Source organism: Xanthocytophaga agilis (assembly GCF_030068605.1).
Taxonomy (GTDB): Bacteria; Bacteroidota; Bacteroidia; order Cytophagales; family 172606-1; genus Xanthocytophaga; species Xanthocytophaga agilis.
In genome coordinates this window covers 303,708-319,274 of the sequence record NZ_JASJOU010000004.1, presented here as the reverse complement: position 1 = coordinate 319,274, position 15,567 = coordinate 303,708, and the positions used below count along the sequence as shown (strand labels likewise).

Below are 15,567 nucleotides of genomic sequence, written 5' to 3'. Positions count from 1 at the left end.
TTATTTGATCTCTAAGCTTTTTACTGTATGTCTATCGAACCAATCGCCTGTCAACATATTCTGGATATTAAAGAACTAAAAATCGCCAAAGAGTATGTATGTGAAGAATGTATCCAGTCAGGCAGTCCATGGCTGCATCTACGTACTTGTCAAACCTGTGGCGTTACTTTATGTTGTGATTCGTCACCTAATAAACATGCAACCAAACATTTTCATCGAACAGGTCATCCTGTAGTTATCTCTGCTGAACCCGGAGAACAATGGTTTTGGTGTTATACAGACTCCAGCTTTGCGGAATATTAGGAAGGGAGAGTTTGTTTTCAGAAAAGAGATTAAAAATTTTTATTACTCAGAATACAAAAGTTTTGATTGATAGTATTACCAAATAGCCTTTACTTTGGAACATTTACTGAAACAAAACTATAATACCATTTACAGCCAATGACCAAGTTATCTGTTAATATTAATAAAATTGCCACACTGCGCAATTCTCGTGGGGGAAATAACCCCAATGTAATTCGGGTTGCACAGGATTGTGAACGATTTGGAGCAGAAGGAATAACGGTACATCCACGTCCAGATGAACGTCATATACGATATCGTGACGTTATTGAATTAAAGGAAATAGTTACAACAGAATTTAATATCGAAGGTTACCCGGATGCCAGATATATGGAGTTGGTTAAACGAGTACAACCTACTCAAGCTACTTTAGTCCCAGATCCTCCAGAGGCAATAACGTCCAGTTTTGGCTGGGATACTATCCAGCATAGAAGTATGCTTCAGGATATTATAGCAGAATTAAAAAGCTATGGTATTCGTACCTCTATTTTTGTAGATCCCATAGAAAAAATGGTAGAAGGAGCTTCACACACAGGCACAGATCGAATCGAACTCTATACTGAAAGTTACGCGACCCATTACCAGCTCAATCGTGAAGAAGCAGTATTACCATTTGCACACGCTGCCCGGGTTGCATCAGAAGTTGGTTTGGGATTAAATGCAGGTCATGATCTGGATCTCAATAATTTACATTATCTGAAAGAACATCTTCCTAATTTACAGGAAGTTTCAATTGGTCACGCCCTTGTTTGTGATGCATTATATTTTGGTTTGGAAAATACCATTCAAATGTATCTCAAAGAATTACGCTAAACATAAATCAGTCCAAATTTCGGGCATAACTTCATTTTAGCTGAAAAGCTAACAAGAACAGCTTCTATGTTTTTTATAAAAAGCGTAGAAGCTGTTTTGCTTATAAGAACTCTCATCAGCGAATAGTCTGATTAGTATTCGGATATTTTTCATGAGTGACCATACTTCCGGTCAAAGATAAAAGTGAACAGAATTCGAATATTTCAGAAAAGCAACCATAGTTCCGGTCATTTTGTAAAGTGATTTGAAGCATGGTCATGTCCTATGCTAAACAGTTTTCCAATCATTTAGCCTTCAATTGCCACTTTGACCATAGTCTAACTAGTTATCATCATAACCAGAGTTTCAGTTGCGGAACAAGATCAGTTACAACTCTGATCACTTTCATGGCTAACAAGGTCAGCTAATACAGTTGAAGTGACACTTAAAATCCCATATAGATAGAACTTTCATTTAGATCAAAGACAAACATTTAGTTTTTCGACGAAAAATTTTAAAAGGCTGTTGGAAATTAATTTCCATTCACATTACTTTGCACTACAAAGTACTTTTATATGAATCAACCCAAAGATCATCTAGACACACTACACGAAATCCGGGACCTGATGGAAAAGTCATCCCGATTTATCTCATTAAGCGGCTTATCAGGGGTATCTGCAGGTATTTTTGCGTTGTTTGGTGCAGCCGCAGCCTTTGTTATCCTACAGTCCGATTCTTTTTTCTATACCGATTATCGAGCGGCTCTGGATCATACACAGGTATTATGGCTACTTGTGCTGGATGCGGTGATAACCTTGTTTTTGTCTTTTGTTGTAGCGATGATTTTCACAGTCCGCCAAGCTAGAAAGAAAGGTCAGGCAATTTGGAGTAAAACAGCTCAGCGACTGACTATTAACATGATGATTCCTTTAGTGACAGGAGGAGTATTTTGTCTGGCGTTTCTTTATCAGGGTTATATTGGTATCATCGCTCCCAGCATGCTGGTTTTCTATGGTCTGGCTTTAATAAATGGGAGCAAATACACACTTCATGATATACGCTATCTTGGAATCTGTGAAATTATTCTTGGTTTGATTGCCACGTTTTTTATTGGGTATGGTCTTCTTTTCTGGGCAATTGGTTTTGGAATCTTACACATCATCTATGGCATAGTCATGTATCGAAAATATGAAAAGTAGTGACTTTCTCATTTCCCATCATGTATATATATATGACATATGAAAGTCAAATTTATTCTTCTGGTTATACACAGATTATAGATGCTGCACTTGCAGAAATTGATAGACTTCCGGTTAAACATCTTTACTTTCTGAATAACCATCTATTGAGAAACATAAAATTTACAGAGGGTTTGTTTGAAGGTAGGAAAGGAATGAACAGAGTTTTTCAGAGAGCTTCTACCATACTGTAATTCTAAAAGGTAGTCTGAATGAAAAAGCAGCAAAAGCTGGACTAAGAAGCTTATTTATAGGTTTTAAATCGCCTTATTAAGCAATTTAAAACCTATAAATAAGACCTGAGAAAAAAGTACCAGAAAGCAATCAAACGGCGTCATGATCTAGACATAATGATTAATAGAAGTTGTATTTGGCATGGATGAAAATACCTGTGATGTATTCAAACATACAGTTGACTGGGTGGTAGAGAATGCGATTACAACTGCTACTTTCCATGTTCTTACTCCATATTCAGGAACACAATTATATGCACATATGGAAAAGGCCGATCGGATCATAAATAAGAACTGGGATATGTATGATACCCGCCATGTTGTTACAAAACTACTAACTTAACAATAGAAGAACTGAAAGCAGAGTATGTTTGGTTTTACAGCTGGACTAATATAGTCAAAGCCAGTTGGCAACATGAAAAGCTGGAACATAAAATCAAACATCTCACGTATGCAGGTGGCTGGAAAAAGTTTGAACCTTTATAGAACTTTATCATTAAAACACAGGAATTACACAACATGCTTCCACCTCTGGAATCAATAGTATCAAAAGTAAAAAATAATTGGTCTGGACACACGAAATTAGAAACCGAAAGTATACCAGCTTCTGTTCTTGCTTATGAAAAGCTATAAAAATTGCATTTTTAACAATACTTTTACAGTGGCAGGAGCAGATCACGATAAATTCAAAGCAAAGTGAAAGAATTACTTGAAAATCTAAATAAAGCATTTGAGAGCAAAGCCCGGTTAGGGATTATGTCGGTATTGATGGTAAATGATCAAATGGATTTTAATAGTCTGAAAGAGCTATTGAATCTGACAGATGGTAATCTTGCCAGTCACTTGCGGGCTCTGGAAGAACAAAGTTACATTGCTGTCCAGAAACAATTTGTAGGTCGGAAACCTAACACAACATATCAAGCAACTGAAGAAGGGAAAAAAGCTTTCAATGAACATTTAAAAGCTTTGGAAACGCTGATTAAAAGCAACTTATAATTTTTTTACCCATCCACTTTGAAATTCAAAGTACTTTAACAACAACAATGTTTAGTATTTACCGAAGGTTCAGATCATGGCTACTAGTAAGCATTATCGAATACGCAAAACCTTTTGTCTGGCGATTTTCAGAACCATTAAAATGGGATATTGGCCTGGAAGCTATGCGAGTATATCCTCCTGAAAGTTTTGGATATAAAATAGCACAGGTGCTGGATACATATAATTTCACATTAATACCACATTATGAATCCCATGATGCAAAACATATTCTCCTTGATTATGAAATGACAGCAGAAGGAGAAGTTCAACTACAATGTTTTATGCTGGGCAATGGTCATGCAATATTTTCCGTAGTATTTGCAGTGTGCCTTGGTTTTATTCTAATGCCTGATCAATGGTGTGTATTCTATAAAGATATTTTACGAGGCTATCAAACTTCCACCAATATAAGTGCCATTGATTTCTGCCAATTACTCCCTAATGACTTAAAATCTGTACAAAAAGAACTTTTATACTCAACTCAAACAAAATAATCTGTCTATGAGAATTTCAGCAAAACATATTCTCTGGCTCACTGCTTTTAGCATTGCAATGGGCTTTTTGGAAACAGCAGTAGTAGTTTATCTTCGGGTCATATATTATCCGGAGGGATTTAAGTTCCCCTTAGCTCCTATTCACCCAAATGTTGCCCTAACAGAATTCTTACGGGAAGCAGCCACTATGATTATGTTATGGGGAATAGGTTGGCTCACAGGCAAAACTCCAGTACAGCGGTTTGCCTTCTTCCTGTATAGCTTTGCAGTTTGGGACATCTTCTACTATGTATTTCTTTATCTGCTCTTGGGGTGGCCAGAATCTCTTTTTACCTGGGATGTACTGTTTCTGATTCCGGTAACATGGGTAGGCCCTGTATTAGCCCCTTGCCTGGTAGCCATGACAATGATCTTATTTACAGGGGTAGTTGTCTGGTTAAGTAATAACCAATTTAGTATTCGTATACCACGACAAACTGTTCGGCTTTGGCTGGCAGGTTGTGTAATCGTAATTGGTAGCTTTGTCTATGATTATCTGGTTTTTGTCCAACAACACCATGGATTATCTGCGTTATGGTCGCCGGGCAAACAAGCTGCTTTGTTCGCAGAAATAGCAGTGTATGTACCAACATATTATCCATGGTGGGTCTTCTGTATTGGAGAAGCACTTTTTCTATGGGGTATCGCTAAATTTTACTTATTCAATACCCAGGCTCAGACCTCAAAACCCTATCCTAAATACTATCCATTTAACACTAAGAGAGTATCCTCAGTTTCTGAAACATTTGCAGATGAATGGGAAGGTCTTTGAGACCATCCTGCCATCTAGGCTCATCTGCATCGATGCAATACACCAACATAACTATAGCATAACTATGAAACCATCTTCTTTTAAACTTACCATTCTGTGTCTGCTAACATTAGTTTACAACTATGTTTTCTGGCAAGAAAAGTTGGGAATTAATCTATTATTATTTTCTACACTTCTGATTGCATCTCTATTTTATTTCTATCCACAAAGTTGGAAAGCTACAAATGTCAGAATCTCTACCTTATTTACCATTCTATCTCTTATCATGGTAGTCTGGCATAATTCCCTGACAAGTAAACTAGCCCATATTACCTCATTCCTGATTATGGCAGGCTTTATTCATGTCAGAGAATACAGAACTGTCTACAATGCACTGGCAAGTTATGTATTCAATTTCTTTGCTGTAATCCCTAACTTTATCAGTGAGTGGAAATATTGGTCTGAACAATCGAAGTTAAGTTCTACGAAAACAGGCAAATCGTTGTATCAATTGCGCTTCTCGCTTATCCCTCTGGTATTTTTCAGCATCTTCTTTTCAATATTCAAAATCGCCAATCCTGTTTTCAGTGACCTGAGTGATAGTTTCTTTAATTCTATTGCAACATTCTTTGACCAATTATTTGCCAATATCTCATTTGTTCGCATTCTATTTATTGTAAGTGGATTATACCTGATAGGATCTTTTTTATACTACATGTACTATCCACAACTTCTTGCAAGTGAGCAAAAACATACAAACATAATTACACGACAAAGACGATTTGTAAAAAGTCAACACATTAATTTTAGCCTTGTAGGTTTAAAAAACGAATACACTACTGCACTTATCTTAATCATATCTGTCAATGTCTTATTGCTAATTGTAAATATTATCGACATTCGTTGGCTGTGGTTTAACTTTGATTATAGCACAGCAGGGAATCTTGCCAAGCTAGTTCATGAAGGCACCTATATGCTGATTCTAAGTATTCTGCTTTCTATGGGTATTCTTCTCTTCTATTTTCGTCGTAGTCTTAACTTCTACAAAAATAACAAGCTGCTCCTCCAAAGCTCCTATCTATGGATTATTCAGAACTGTATTCTGGGGTTCTCAGTCCTGTTGCGTTGTTATCATTACATTCATGAGTATGGCTTGGCTTACAAACGTATTGGTGTTGTAGTCTTTCTAATACTTACCTATGTAGGCTTGTTCACATTGTATCAGAAAATCAGTCAGAAAAAGTCCTTCTTTTATCTGTTACGAATCAATAGCTGGGCAGCATACGGAATGTTTATTCTATTGACATTGGTTAACTGGGACGTTTTTATTGTGTCCTATAATCTGCAACATCCCAATGTTAAAATGGGTATTGACCTGGAATTTTTGCTAAGCAGATCGGATAAAACGCTTCCCTTATTGGATCAATATAAGAATCGCATAAGCAAGGAACTAGAAAGTCAGCGTATGGATGACAAATCCTATCGATTTGATAATTCTACCAAGAAGCAATACCTGGAAGATCGTATTCAGCATTTTATCACTGAATATCCTACTTACTCATGGTTATCATGGAATTATACTGACTATCAAGCTTATCAGTATTTTAAGACTACGCAGAAGTAAACAAAATGTACTCGCCAATAAAAGAAAAATTAATAGTCCATCGTGCTGACATTTTGTTTGATCAGATTCTCTGAAACTTAGATTATAGAATACCATTTCCTACACTATGAAAACTATTTTAGTAAAAGGCTTATGTTTTATAACACTAGGTTTACTCTTCAATATCTTTTTCTGGAATGAAAAGCTGGGAATAAACCTGTTGTTATTTTCCATACTGTTGATTTCAATCTTGCTGTACTCCTACCAGGAAAGTTTGAAGATTACTTCAGTAAGAATCTCAATTGCTTTTACCTTATTATCAGCAATTATGGTAGTGTGGCACAATACGCTTATTAGCAAACTAGTCTTTACCACTTCATTTATGATTATGACCGGACTGCTACATGAATATCGTTATCGAACTATTTACAATCCATTAGCAGCCTATATAGTCAATTTCTCTCAAGTGATGCCTAACTATTTCAATGGTGTACAAGCCTGGATAATCCAGTCAAAGGTAAAACATACTCAAGTAGGACGTTCACTGGCTCAATTTCGATTTTCATTTGTCCCACTGCTATTTTTTGGGATCTTCTTTGCTATTTTTAAGACAGCTAACCCCATTTTCAGTGATTTAACTGATACACTATTTCATTCTTTCTATACTCTTCTGGAGTCATTATTCACCAATTTTTCAATACCCTGGTTTACGTTTTTTCTCTCCGGCTTTTATTTGCTAGGTTCAATTCTATACTATAAGCCTTTTGATACTTTACTACAACATGAAAGCTTACAAAACAACTGGCTTGCCCGTCAGCGAAGAATGACCAAAAATAAACTACATCATAGAGTAAAAAATCTCGCACTAAAAAATGAATACACAGGAGCTTTGATTCTGGTCATCTCTGTTAACATTTTAATATTCGCAGAGAACTGTGCGGATATATACTGGTTATGGATCAACTTTGATTACAAAGAAATTACCGATTTCTCCATTCTTCTCCATGAAGGAGCAAACATGTTACTTCTGAGTATCCTTCTATCAATGGGAATATTACTATTCTACTTTCGTAAAAACATTAATTTTTACACAAAAAACACACTATTAAAACAGGCTGCCTATCTATGGATCATTCAGAATGGAATATTAGGGCTTTCTGTTCTCTTACGATGTTATTATTACTTTCATGAACATGGGCTCGCTTATAAACGTGTAGGTGTTGTCATTTTTCTAATACTTACCTATATAGGCTTGTTCACATTGTATCAGAAAATCAGTCAGAAAAAGTCCTTCTTTTATCTGTTACGAATCAATAGCTGGGCAGCATACGGAATGTTTATTCTATTGACATTGGTTAACTGGGACGTTTTTATTGTGTCCTATAATCTGCAACATCCAAAGCTTAACTCAAAGATCGATCTGGAATATCAACTAACGCGTTCGGATAAAGCATTACCAATCCTTGTTAAGAATCGAACAAAAATTCAGGATATACTTAGTACAGGAAAAATACATGATAGCAAGAGGAATCAAATTTCAATGAACGAATACCTCTACTACCGAATCGAAAAATTTCAGAAAGAATATCAGGAATACACATGGTTATCGTGGAATTATGCTGACTATCAAGCCTATCAGTATTTTAACTCAAGGAATCAATAGGATATTTTTATTTTATCTGCAGAAACATGAAATCATATTCATTGACCAACCCTGATAAAAACCATATCTATACATTTTCACTTATATACATACTCATCTCATTTGTTCACTGGTGCATTGTTATTGCATATTTCATATCAGATCAGATTAGTACGTTCATTGACATCTGGCTTCAAAAGTTCTTGTTACCGACTACCAAATTACATATAGGTGTACTTGGGTTAATAAGTATGCTATGGCATTTTCCATTAGAAGTGGTCTTATTAGTGATTAGCCTTAACCACACAATAAGGCAGGCACGTACATACAACGATTTAACATTCTTGTCCCTATGTACATTTTATTGTTTTTACATATGTACACTTATTACGCAACTCCCTGTTTTTTATTTGTATGGCTAAGTTTAGGAAACTTTTTTCCTTTAAATATCTGGTAAACCTATCTCAATATGAAAACTGAACTTACTACACCCTCTCAGATTACACCTGCATCGGAAAAGCTTGGGCAGGAAAAAATCACTCGCCTGTCTTTTCAGGAAAAGCTATCACTGCCTCTGAAAGATACATATATCGGAGCTGGACTTATATTTGTTATTCTCTCTGCTATTCTATTTGTCGGCTTTGAATGGTTAGCAACTAACAAACAGGAAGCTTTCACCCTTTTCTTTATTCATTATGTAATAGCTTTTGTATATGGATTTTCTCTATTGATAAAATGGGGATGGAAGTTCATCTCCGGACGATCCAAACAAGAGGATTTTACAGCACAGGTATTGCTCTGGCTAGTATTGAGTTTAATCAGTTGTTATGCTCTTAATAGAGAAATGTCTGTTTTTGATTCTGCTACATCCTGGTTATGTTTTTACATTGTAACCAGTGGTATAGCCTGCATAGCATTTGTCTGGAAAGATCACATGTCTTCCGTATTGCAATCAGGTCTTTATGTTATTCTTGCAGCTGCCTTACTACTATTTGTGTATCTGGCCATTTATCTGGTACCTATTTATCCTATTGGAGCAATATGTATGATTGGCATTGGTATAGGTGGACACGTATTTATCCCATTGATATTCTCTTTCATTCTATTTCGTATAGTACGTGAATCTTTTTTCCACTTCAAAAAGCCTATCCTGATCGGTCTGGCATTGCCACTGGCATTTATAACCTATTTTGCATGGCACTGGCATGCAAACTTAGATAAAATTCAAAGTATAGAAAGCCAGGTTCTTTCCCATACTAAGTCCTTGCCTAAATGGGTACAGATTTCACAAAAACTTCGTAATGACTGGGTTACTGAACGAATCTTAAAAACAGATCTGGTTTATACACCTATGCTCTGGGAAAATGGTTTTGATATATTTCCAAGCCGATCTTTTAGTGAAGTACAGGAGCATGATCCACTGGTAGTGATTGCATCAACTCTTTGGGGTCGTCCAGATTTCTCCAGAAATGAAAAAATTCAGATACTGGAATCTTTACATGATGCCAGACACGAAGCACAGAGACGTCTCTGGTCTGGTGATGATCTTGCAACCCGCCATATTGAGAGCAAAGTTAAAGTATATCCTGATTATCGTTTAGCCTATACAGAGAAGATAATCACTATTCACAATCATAGTAGCTGGAGTTGGAGAGATCAGGAAGCTATTTACACATTTCATTTGCCTGAGGGATCTGTTGTTACTTCTTTATCACTATGGATCAATGGTATTGAAGAAGAAGCACGCCTCACAACCAAAGCCAAGGCAGATTCAGCTTATACAACCATTGTAGGAGTTGAAAGACGGGACCCCTCTGTCGTACACTGGCAGGAAGGTAATACAGTCACGGTACGAGTCTTTCCTTGCCCTGCTAATGGTGATAGGCAGTTCAAAATTGGAATCACCTCACCACTTCGGGCAGAAGGAAACAGACTGTTTTATGACAATATTTATTTTCAGGGACCGACTAATTCCCGTACCAAAGAGAATACAAGTGTAGATTTTGTCTCAGCACCACTGGATGTTCTGGGATTGGAAGACTTTTCGTCTGAAGCCAATAGCATATTTTATACAAAAGGGTCTTACCAGCCCGACTTTTCATTTTCGTTCCGTACTCCAACACTCTCTAAACAATCCTTTGTCTTTCAGGGAAAAAGTTATTCTGTACTTCCTTATCAAAAGCAGTACGAACACTTTGCACTCCAATCAGTATATATTGATCTGAATAATGCCTGGACCTTACGGGAATTTGAAGAGGTATACGATATGGCTAAATCTTCGAAAGTATGGGTATGGGATGAACAATGGATACAGCTTACGAATACCAATCTATTGTCTATGTATGAGAAGCTATGGAAAAACCAATTTAGCTTGCTTCCTATTCATAAAATTGATAACCCTGAACAATCACTGATTATTTCCAAAAGTGATCATCCTTCTCCAAATCTGAATGATCTGAAAGATACACCGTTTGCGAAAGAGCTGGAATCAAAAGCGACTCTAAATCTCAAAGTCAAACTATTTTCATTAAGTTCAGAATTATCACCTTATATGAAAACCCTTGCTGAGTTACGAGTAATCCAGTATGATAGAGGAAGCACCAGCTATCTGAAGCAATTGTTCACAGAGAAGCGATTTGTAAAAAATCTGGAGGATGAACAGACTGTTACACTTCCACAGGCAGAGATACAGTTGAAGGAAGAAACAACTCAGTCCATAAACGCAAATGTAGCTCCTGATCATCTGCTCCGGTTATTTACCTATAATCACCTGATGCATGAAATAGGCCATCGATATTTTGCAAAAGACTATCTATCCGATAATCTGATTGCCGAAGCACAACGAGCTTATGTAGTTTCTCCTATTTCCAGTCTGGTAGTATTAGAAACACAAAAGGACTATGAACGATTTGGAATCAAAGAAGCAAAAAATAGCTTAAAAAATGCATCTCTCAATGGTGCAGGATCTGTACCGGAGCCACACGAATGGCTACTGATTCTTACTGCAGTTAGCATAGCAGGTTATCTATTTTGGAGACAACGAATATAATATCTGGCATATGGAATCAACTAAATCTATTTCTGAGATGTGGGATCGATGCTTGTATATTGTCTGCAACCTCATTCTTCTTTGTATGAGTCTGATCCCTGTCAACTCCCTGATTATACTTATCACCTGGAAGGATACGTTCGGAATACGAAAAATGGAATATTGGTTACTGAATATTTTCAGGGAATACAATTTACAGGAGAAATATGGATTTCTCCTGTATTTCTCTCTTTCACTTGTTCTTTTTATCTACATCATAGATTATGATGCAAAATATCAGAACTGGAATACATATAAAGGGATAGCTTTCATAGTATATGCCATCGCAATATTGAGTCAGATACCAACTCTATTACTGTATTTGTTTAGTCTGGTAACAGGTGATTTTTCTATTATTGGCAGTAGTGGCTAACTTCATCACTCAATCACTTTTTTAACCACACTATTCACTCTATGATTGGATTTTTCATTTTTCTAAGCTTACCTAGCCTTCTTTTAATAATTGATTTTATATGGTATCTGACAAAGAAGAAAAGGCTTCTGGGAACATTACTCGTCCGGATACTGGAGATTGTATCTATGCTAGGACTACCTTTATTATACATTGCAGTACTGGACTTTGACTTGAAAAATGATTGCTGTGGAGATAGTGCAACTTTTTCACCAGAACACAGGCTATCGATCTATCTTTTGATTGTATTATGTACAATAGCTTATTTCTATGCCAGTTATCGTACTCATATTGCACCTCCTATACTGGAAGTTACAGTCAATATTTTATTACTGATAGCCATTATACTAAATATTCTCATGTTATTTCATCTTAATGAAGCTTGGCTGGGACCTATAGGAAACTTACCAGTGATTCTTTTGTGTATGCACATGCTCATTAAAAATCACCAGTTATTTTTAGACTATGCTCAAACCATGAAGAATAATTCAAAACATGGCATCGAGAAAATAGCCTGGATGATTCTCTCTATGCCTCTACTCTCCAAAGTACCTGTTTTACTTGTCTTATCACTACCATTACTGGTCATTCTTTCTGCGATTCTGTTACTGTTCGGACAGAAACAGGATTCGTTTATTCGAGCTTTCACAGATACCTATAAACATGGTTTTTCTCAATTGGATTATATGTGTGAGAATGTGACTTGTGGAGGGCATTTTCTGTGTTCGGTTGCAGCAAAAGGGCATCCTGAACTAGTAAAACCTCAGCGATTGGGAGTCAGACAGAATGCCCCAATCTTATGCAATAGACAACTGCTCGTTGCTAATGCCTTTGAAGAATTAATTCAGGAGAAAATGCCAGCTACGCACAGACTAATAAGGCACGGGTACAATAAGGTGGGTGATGTAGTTCATAAATACTACAGTATCTTTAATAACCGCTATGTCGCTGATACAATCTACATTCTTATGAAACCACTGGAATGGCTCTTCGTGACAGTACTATACACTTTTGATCTCAAACCTGAAAACCGCATTGCTCAGCGATACCTTAGCCAGGAGCATAGAAAACAGCTCAATCAGCATTGAATTTTAACGAGTAATAACATGAATCCCAAAGTAGCCATCGCATTCCTAAAATATGCTATCCAATCTAATGACTTTAGCATTGGAAAGTGGATTCGTTCAGATTATCGGAGAAGCACAGGCATTGCCTTAGTCACATTGTATATATTGTTTTTCGGATATCTGGTTTCACAAACCTATTTTACACTGGATGCTCTCTCCTGGTTAGGAATTGTATTGTTTCCATATATTTTGATTATTCGTCAGAGCGGGATTTATAGTTCACGATATGGCTGGTTGCTTATGGCAATACTGAGTTGTATGATATGGTTGCCAGCCCGAACGCTACCCTTTGGTTTATTAACTATTGGAATACTCTTTATCATTGAGTTTACCCTAGGAAAAACTACACTTCTTCCTCTCCTCCTGATTGGGGTATTATCTCCTTTTTTCAGGTATACCAGTATCATCTTCAGTTTTCCTATCCGGTTACAATTGAGTAAATGGGCAGGAGCAATCTTGTCTGCCGGAGGTTTTGAGAATACGATTTCTGGTAATGCTATTCAGGTTGAGGGAACAGAGTTTCTAGTAGATGTAGCGTGTATGGGTCTGCAAATGACAGAGACATCCTTGCTGATGACAATTTTTCTAATCGCATATAACGAACGTACTCAACAACGCTATATAACGAACTCATGGGTTATTGGATTAGGCATAGTGACACTATTTCTCAATAGCCTAAGCAACCTGTTTCGCATTCTTATATTGATTGTATTTCATATATTACCATCCAATCCTATGCATGATGTAGTTGGACTGGTTTGTTTGGTGGCATATGTCATTCTCCCAATGGTATTCATTACCCAGTGGATATATAAAAAACGGAGCAAGCTCATGCACAATCATGTGCAAACCACAACAGCAACTACACATCGACCTATCTTCATTTCTACAGGCTTTGCCCTAATTGTGTTAGTCGTATTGGGTATACAACTATTTTTTAATAACCCTAAACCTGTTACTACATTTACACATATTACTACTCATCTGGCAGGTTTTACCAAACAACAATCTGCTGACGATATCACACAATTTACCAGCTCATCCATGTTGGTATACATAAAGCCGATTCCAACATTTTATGTGGCAGAACATAGCCCATTAATCTGCTGGCAGGGAAGTGGCTATACATTTAAACGTGTCGAAATGAAAACCATCGATAATGCTCTTGTATATACAGGCATACTGCAAAAAGGACAAGATCGCATTTATACAGCCTGGTGGTTTGATAATGGTTCACATCGTACAACAGATCAGATGGACTGGCGCTGGCGTATGGCGCAGGGAGAACCTGCATTCTGTCTGGTAAACGTCAATGTAAATAAACAAGAAGAGCTAGCCAATGCAGTCAGACAAATATTTAAACAAAAACTATTCAGATGAGAGATAGGCATCTTACAAAAGTGCCGGGTGAAGGATTCGAACCGTACATTAGTGCCTCTATCCACTAAACCTTCATCCACCCCTGTGGATGAGTGCCTTTACCAGTTTGGCAAACCCGGCATATTGAGGAAAATCAAAAGATAGGCACTAAGTTCTATTTCCTTTCCTTAGTGCCTTTTATGCAAAAACAGTTTTCAGGTTTATGATGCTTACTGAACAAAGTGCTCTGCCCCTGAGCTACTCTCACTGATAATATACATCCGGATAGAGTGAGAGGTTGGATTTGAACCAACGACCCTTTGTTTTAATTCACCTGACTGTTTCTGCCGATAAACTTAAGCCTGAAGCTACCAACACAACACTAAACGATAGAGGGCTATAACGCTCATGTTCAGGCTGATGCTAAGGCTAAGTTGGTATTTTTATGCCTTAAGAGACTTTTCCTTTGTGAAGATAGGAGAAGATTTTATCTGCTGTAAGCTGACTTTTCTGTACTTCTACCTCATTACACACCTTAAGAGCTTCAATCACGGCAGTCAACAATACACTACGACGACGAAGCAGTTCGGCACGCTGACGATGCGACCATTCACCAGAAAATTTCTGGAAAGTAAACTCTCCCAATCGGGTAGGTTTATCACGGGTAGCAGTTACAGGAGTGTAGTTTTTCAGATCCAGGTTTTTACTCAGATTCGGATCTTCCAGAATATATGTTTCCTTTACAGTAGTCATACGGTCACCTTTTAGCAGAGCGCTTTCAAAGATATCCCGACCAATATACATTTCTTCTGTTGTATTTTCCCAGATCTCATCATCATTCCGAACCGGAATGTTTTCATACAATTCCTTTAAGGTACCGTTTTCCAGAAAAGATTTCAAACGTAGCAATTCCAGTGAAGTAAACTCACCCCACTCCTGCCCTTCCACTACCAGTGTTGCTTTGGCAATCCCATAAGCATTGGTTAGCTCTTGACTAAACAATGCATCCAGGTATTCTTTAGAATTATCTACCAGCCAATCCAACTTCTCAGTCACAGTTGTCACTACCAGTTCGTTCTTACGTTCGTTAGGTAAATCTACCGTATCTGGCAATGCCTGATACGTTTTACGTTCTCCTCTAAATTCGCCTTGCTTGGTCTTAAAAAATTTCACATAATCTTCGATCAACTTTCTGAAAATAGATTGCAGATGATCTGTTTTAGCTAATAAAACATTCAGCTTAGTTGTCGATTTGTCTTTTGAACTCATAGTCTTACAAATAAAAAATAAATATAACGTTTCAAAGTTACAAAAAGATTGATTTTAGCCCAGCATCATTCTCAGGAATTTATTACACTTAAATAGAGTTGTATAGGTAATTCTCATTGCAACTTATTTTTTATAAAATC

14 protein-coding genes and 1 tRNA gene are annotated in these 15,567 nt (G+C 37.0%); 13 read left to right on the top strand and 2 right to left on the bottom strand.

All coding sequences use genetic code 11. The annotated features are described in order from the left end of the window. The first annotated feature begins 27 nt into the window (after positions 1 to 27). From QNI22_RS14570 to xrtN, 13 genes are all read left to right on the top strand, one after another. Positions 28 to 303, top strand: a complete 276-nt coding sequence (locus QNI22_RS14570; RefSeq protein ID WP_314511618.1) for a UBP-type zinc finger domain-containing protein — start codon at positions 28 to 30, stop codon at positions 301 to 303. A 138-nt stretch (positions 304 to 441) separates the two neighbouring features. Continuing rightward, the gene (locus QNI22_RS14565) at positions 442 to 1,155 is read left to right on the top strand and encodes a pyridoxine 5'-phosphate synthase (RefSeq protein WP_314511615.1); all 714 of its coding nucleotides are present in this window, start codon (positions 442 to 444) and stop codon (positions 1,153 to 1,155) included. 554 nt (positions 1,156 to 1,709) lie between these two features. Further along, positions 1,710 to 2,333 (top strand): hypothetical protein, encoded by a 624-nt coding sequence (locus QNI22_RS14560; RefSeq protein WP_314511613.1) that lies wholly within the window; start codon positions 1,710 to 1,712, stop codon positions 2,331 to 2,333. Positions 2,334 to 2,747: 414 nt separating this feature from the next. Next, complete coding sequence (locus tag QNI22_RS14555; protein WP_314511611.1) at positions 2,748 to 2,948, top strand: hypothetical protein; 201 nt, start codon at positions 2,748 to 2,750, stop codon at positions 2,946 to 2,948. Between the two features lie 413 nt (positions 2,949 to 3,361). After that, positions 3,362 to 3,601 (top strand): winged helix-turn-helix domain-containing protein, encoded by a 240-nt coding sequence (locus tag QNI22_RS14550; RefSeq protein ID WP_336620945.1) that lies wholly within the window; start codon positions 3,362 to 3,364, stop codon positions 3,599 to 3,601. A 47-nt stretch (positions 3,602 to 3,648) separates the two neighbouring features. Further along, positions 3,649 to 4,137 carry a hypothetical protein gene (locus QNI22_RS14545; RefSeq protein ID WP_313976627.1) on the top strand — a complete coding sequence of 163 codons (489 nt, stop codon included), beginning with the start codon at positions 3,649 to 3,651 and terminating at the stop codon, positions 4,135 to 4,137. 7 nt (positions 4,138 to 4,144) lie between these two features. After that, positions 4,145 to 4,948, top strand: coding sequence for a hypothetical protein (locus QNI22_RS14540; protein ID WP_314511610.1), 804 nt, complete (start codon positions 4,145 to 4,147; stop codon positions 4,946 to 4,948). A 64-nt stretch (positions 4,949 to 5,012) separates the two neighbouring features. Beyond that, positions 5,013 to 6,551, top strand: a complete 1,539-nt coding sequence (locus tag QNI22_RS14535) for a DUF4153 domain-containing protein (protein WP_314511608.1) — start codon at positions 5,013 to 5,015, stop codon at positions 6,549 to 6,551. A 106-nt stretch (positions 6,552 to 6,657) separates the two neighbouring features. After that, positions 6,658 to 8,193, top strand: coding sequence for a DUF4153 domain-containing protein (locus tag QNI22_RS14530; RefSeq protein ID WP_314511605.1), 1,536 nt, complete (start codon positions 6,658 to 6,660; stop codon positions 8,191 to 8,193). A 448-nt stretch (positions 8,194 to 8,641) separates the two neighbouring features. Further along, positions 8,642 to 11,221 carry an XrtN system VIT domain-containing protein gene (locus tag QNI22_RS14525; protein WP_314511603.1) on the top strand — a complete coding sequence of 860 codons (2,580 nt, stop codon included), beginning with the start codon at positions 8,642 to 8,644 and terminating at the stop codon, positions 11,219 to 11,221. 85 nt (positions 11,222 to 11,306) lie between these two features. Then, a complete protein-coding gene (locus QNI22_RS14520; RefSeq protein WP_314511601.1) occupies positions 11,307 to 11,633 on the top strand; it encodes a hypothetical protein in 327 nt (108 codons plus the stop codon). A 41-nt stretch (positions 11,634 to 11,674) separates the two neighbouring features. Continuing rightward, positions 11,675 to 12,760 (top strand): DUF6688 domain-containing protein, encoded by a 1,086-nt coding sequence (locus QNI22_RS14515; protein ID WP_314511600.1) that lies wholly within the window; start codon positions 11,675 to 11,677, stop codon positions 12,758 to 12,760. A gap of 18 nt (positions 12,761 to 12,778) precedes the next feature. Further along, the gene (gene xrtN, locus QNI22_RS14510; protein ID WP_314511597.1) at positions 12,779 to 14,179 is read left to right on the top strand and encodes an exosortase N; all 1,401 of its coding nucleotides are present in this window, start codon (positions 12,779 to 12,781) and stop codon (positions 14,177 to 14,179) included. 21 nt (positions 14,180 to 14,200) lie between these two features. Here xrtN and QNI22_RS14505 read toward each other — a convergent pair. Together QNI22_RS14505 and QNI22_RS14500 are read right to left on the bottom strand one after the other, a co-directional pair. After that, positions 14,201 to 14,299: transfer RNA gene (locus QNI22_RS14505), tRNA-OTHER, on the bottom strand. Between the two features lie 309 nt (positions 14,300 to 14,608). Beyond that, entirely contained in the window at positions 14,609 to 15,427 is an 819-nt protein-coding gene (locus QNI22_RS14500; protein ID WP_314511595.1) for a DUF7873 family protein, read from the bottom strand. Positions 15,428 to 15,567: the final 140 nt, after the last annotated feature.

Coding starts and splice junctions, on each gene's coding strand:
- QNI22_RS14570 (WP_314511618.1), top strand. CDS start 28: ATGTCTATCGAACCAATCGCCTGTCAACATATTCTGGATATTAAAGAA.
- QNI22_RS14565 (WP_314511615.1), top strand. CDS start 442: ATGACCAAGTTATCTGTTAATATTAATAAAATTGCCACACTGCGCAAT.
- QNI22_RS14560 (WP_314511613.1), top strand. CDS start 1,710: ATGAATCAACCCAAAGATCATCTAGACACACTACACGAAATCCGGGAC.
- QNI22_RS14555 (WP_314511611.1), top strand. CDS start 2,748: ATGGATGAAAATACCTGTGATGTATTCAAACATACAGTTGACTGGGTG.
- QNI22_RS14550 (WP_336620945.1), top strand. CDS start 3,362: ATGTCGGTATTGATGGTAAATGATCAAATGGATTTTAATAGTCTGAAA.
- QNI22_RS14545 (WP_313976627.1), top strand. CDS start 3,649: ATGTTTAGTATTTACCGAAGGTTCAGATCATGGCTACTAGTAAGCATT.
- QNI22_RS14540 (WP_314511610.1), top strand. CDS start 4,145: ATGAGAATTTCAGCAAAACATATTCTCTGGCTCACTGCTTTTAGCATT.
- QNI22_RS14535 (WP_314511608.1), top strand. CDS start 5,013: ATGAAACCATCTTCTTTTAAACTTACCATTCTGTGTCTGCTAACATTA.
- QNI22_RS14530 (WP_314511605.1), top strand. CDS start 6,658: ATGAAAACTATTTTAGTAAAAGGCTTATGTTTTATAACACTAGGTTTA.
- QNI22_RS14525 (WP_314511603.1), top strand. CDS start 8,642: ATGAAAACTGAACTTACTACACCCTCTCAGATTACACCTGCATCGGAA.
- QNI22_RS14520 (WP_314511601.1), top strand. CDS start 11,307: ATGAGTCTGATCCCTGTCAACTCCCTGATTATACTTATCACCTGGAAG.
- QNI22_RS14515 (WP_314511600.1), top strand. CDS start 11,675: ATGATTGGATTTTTCATTTTTCTAAGCTTACCTAGCCTTCTTTTAATA.
- xrtN (WP_314511597.1), top strand. CDS start 12,779: ATGAATCCCAAAGTAGCCATCGCATTCCTAAAATATGCTATCCAATCT.
- QNI22_RS14500 (WP_314511595.1), bottom strand. CDS start 15,427: ATGAGTTCAAAAGACAAATCGACAACTAAGCTGAATGTTTTATTAGCT.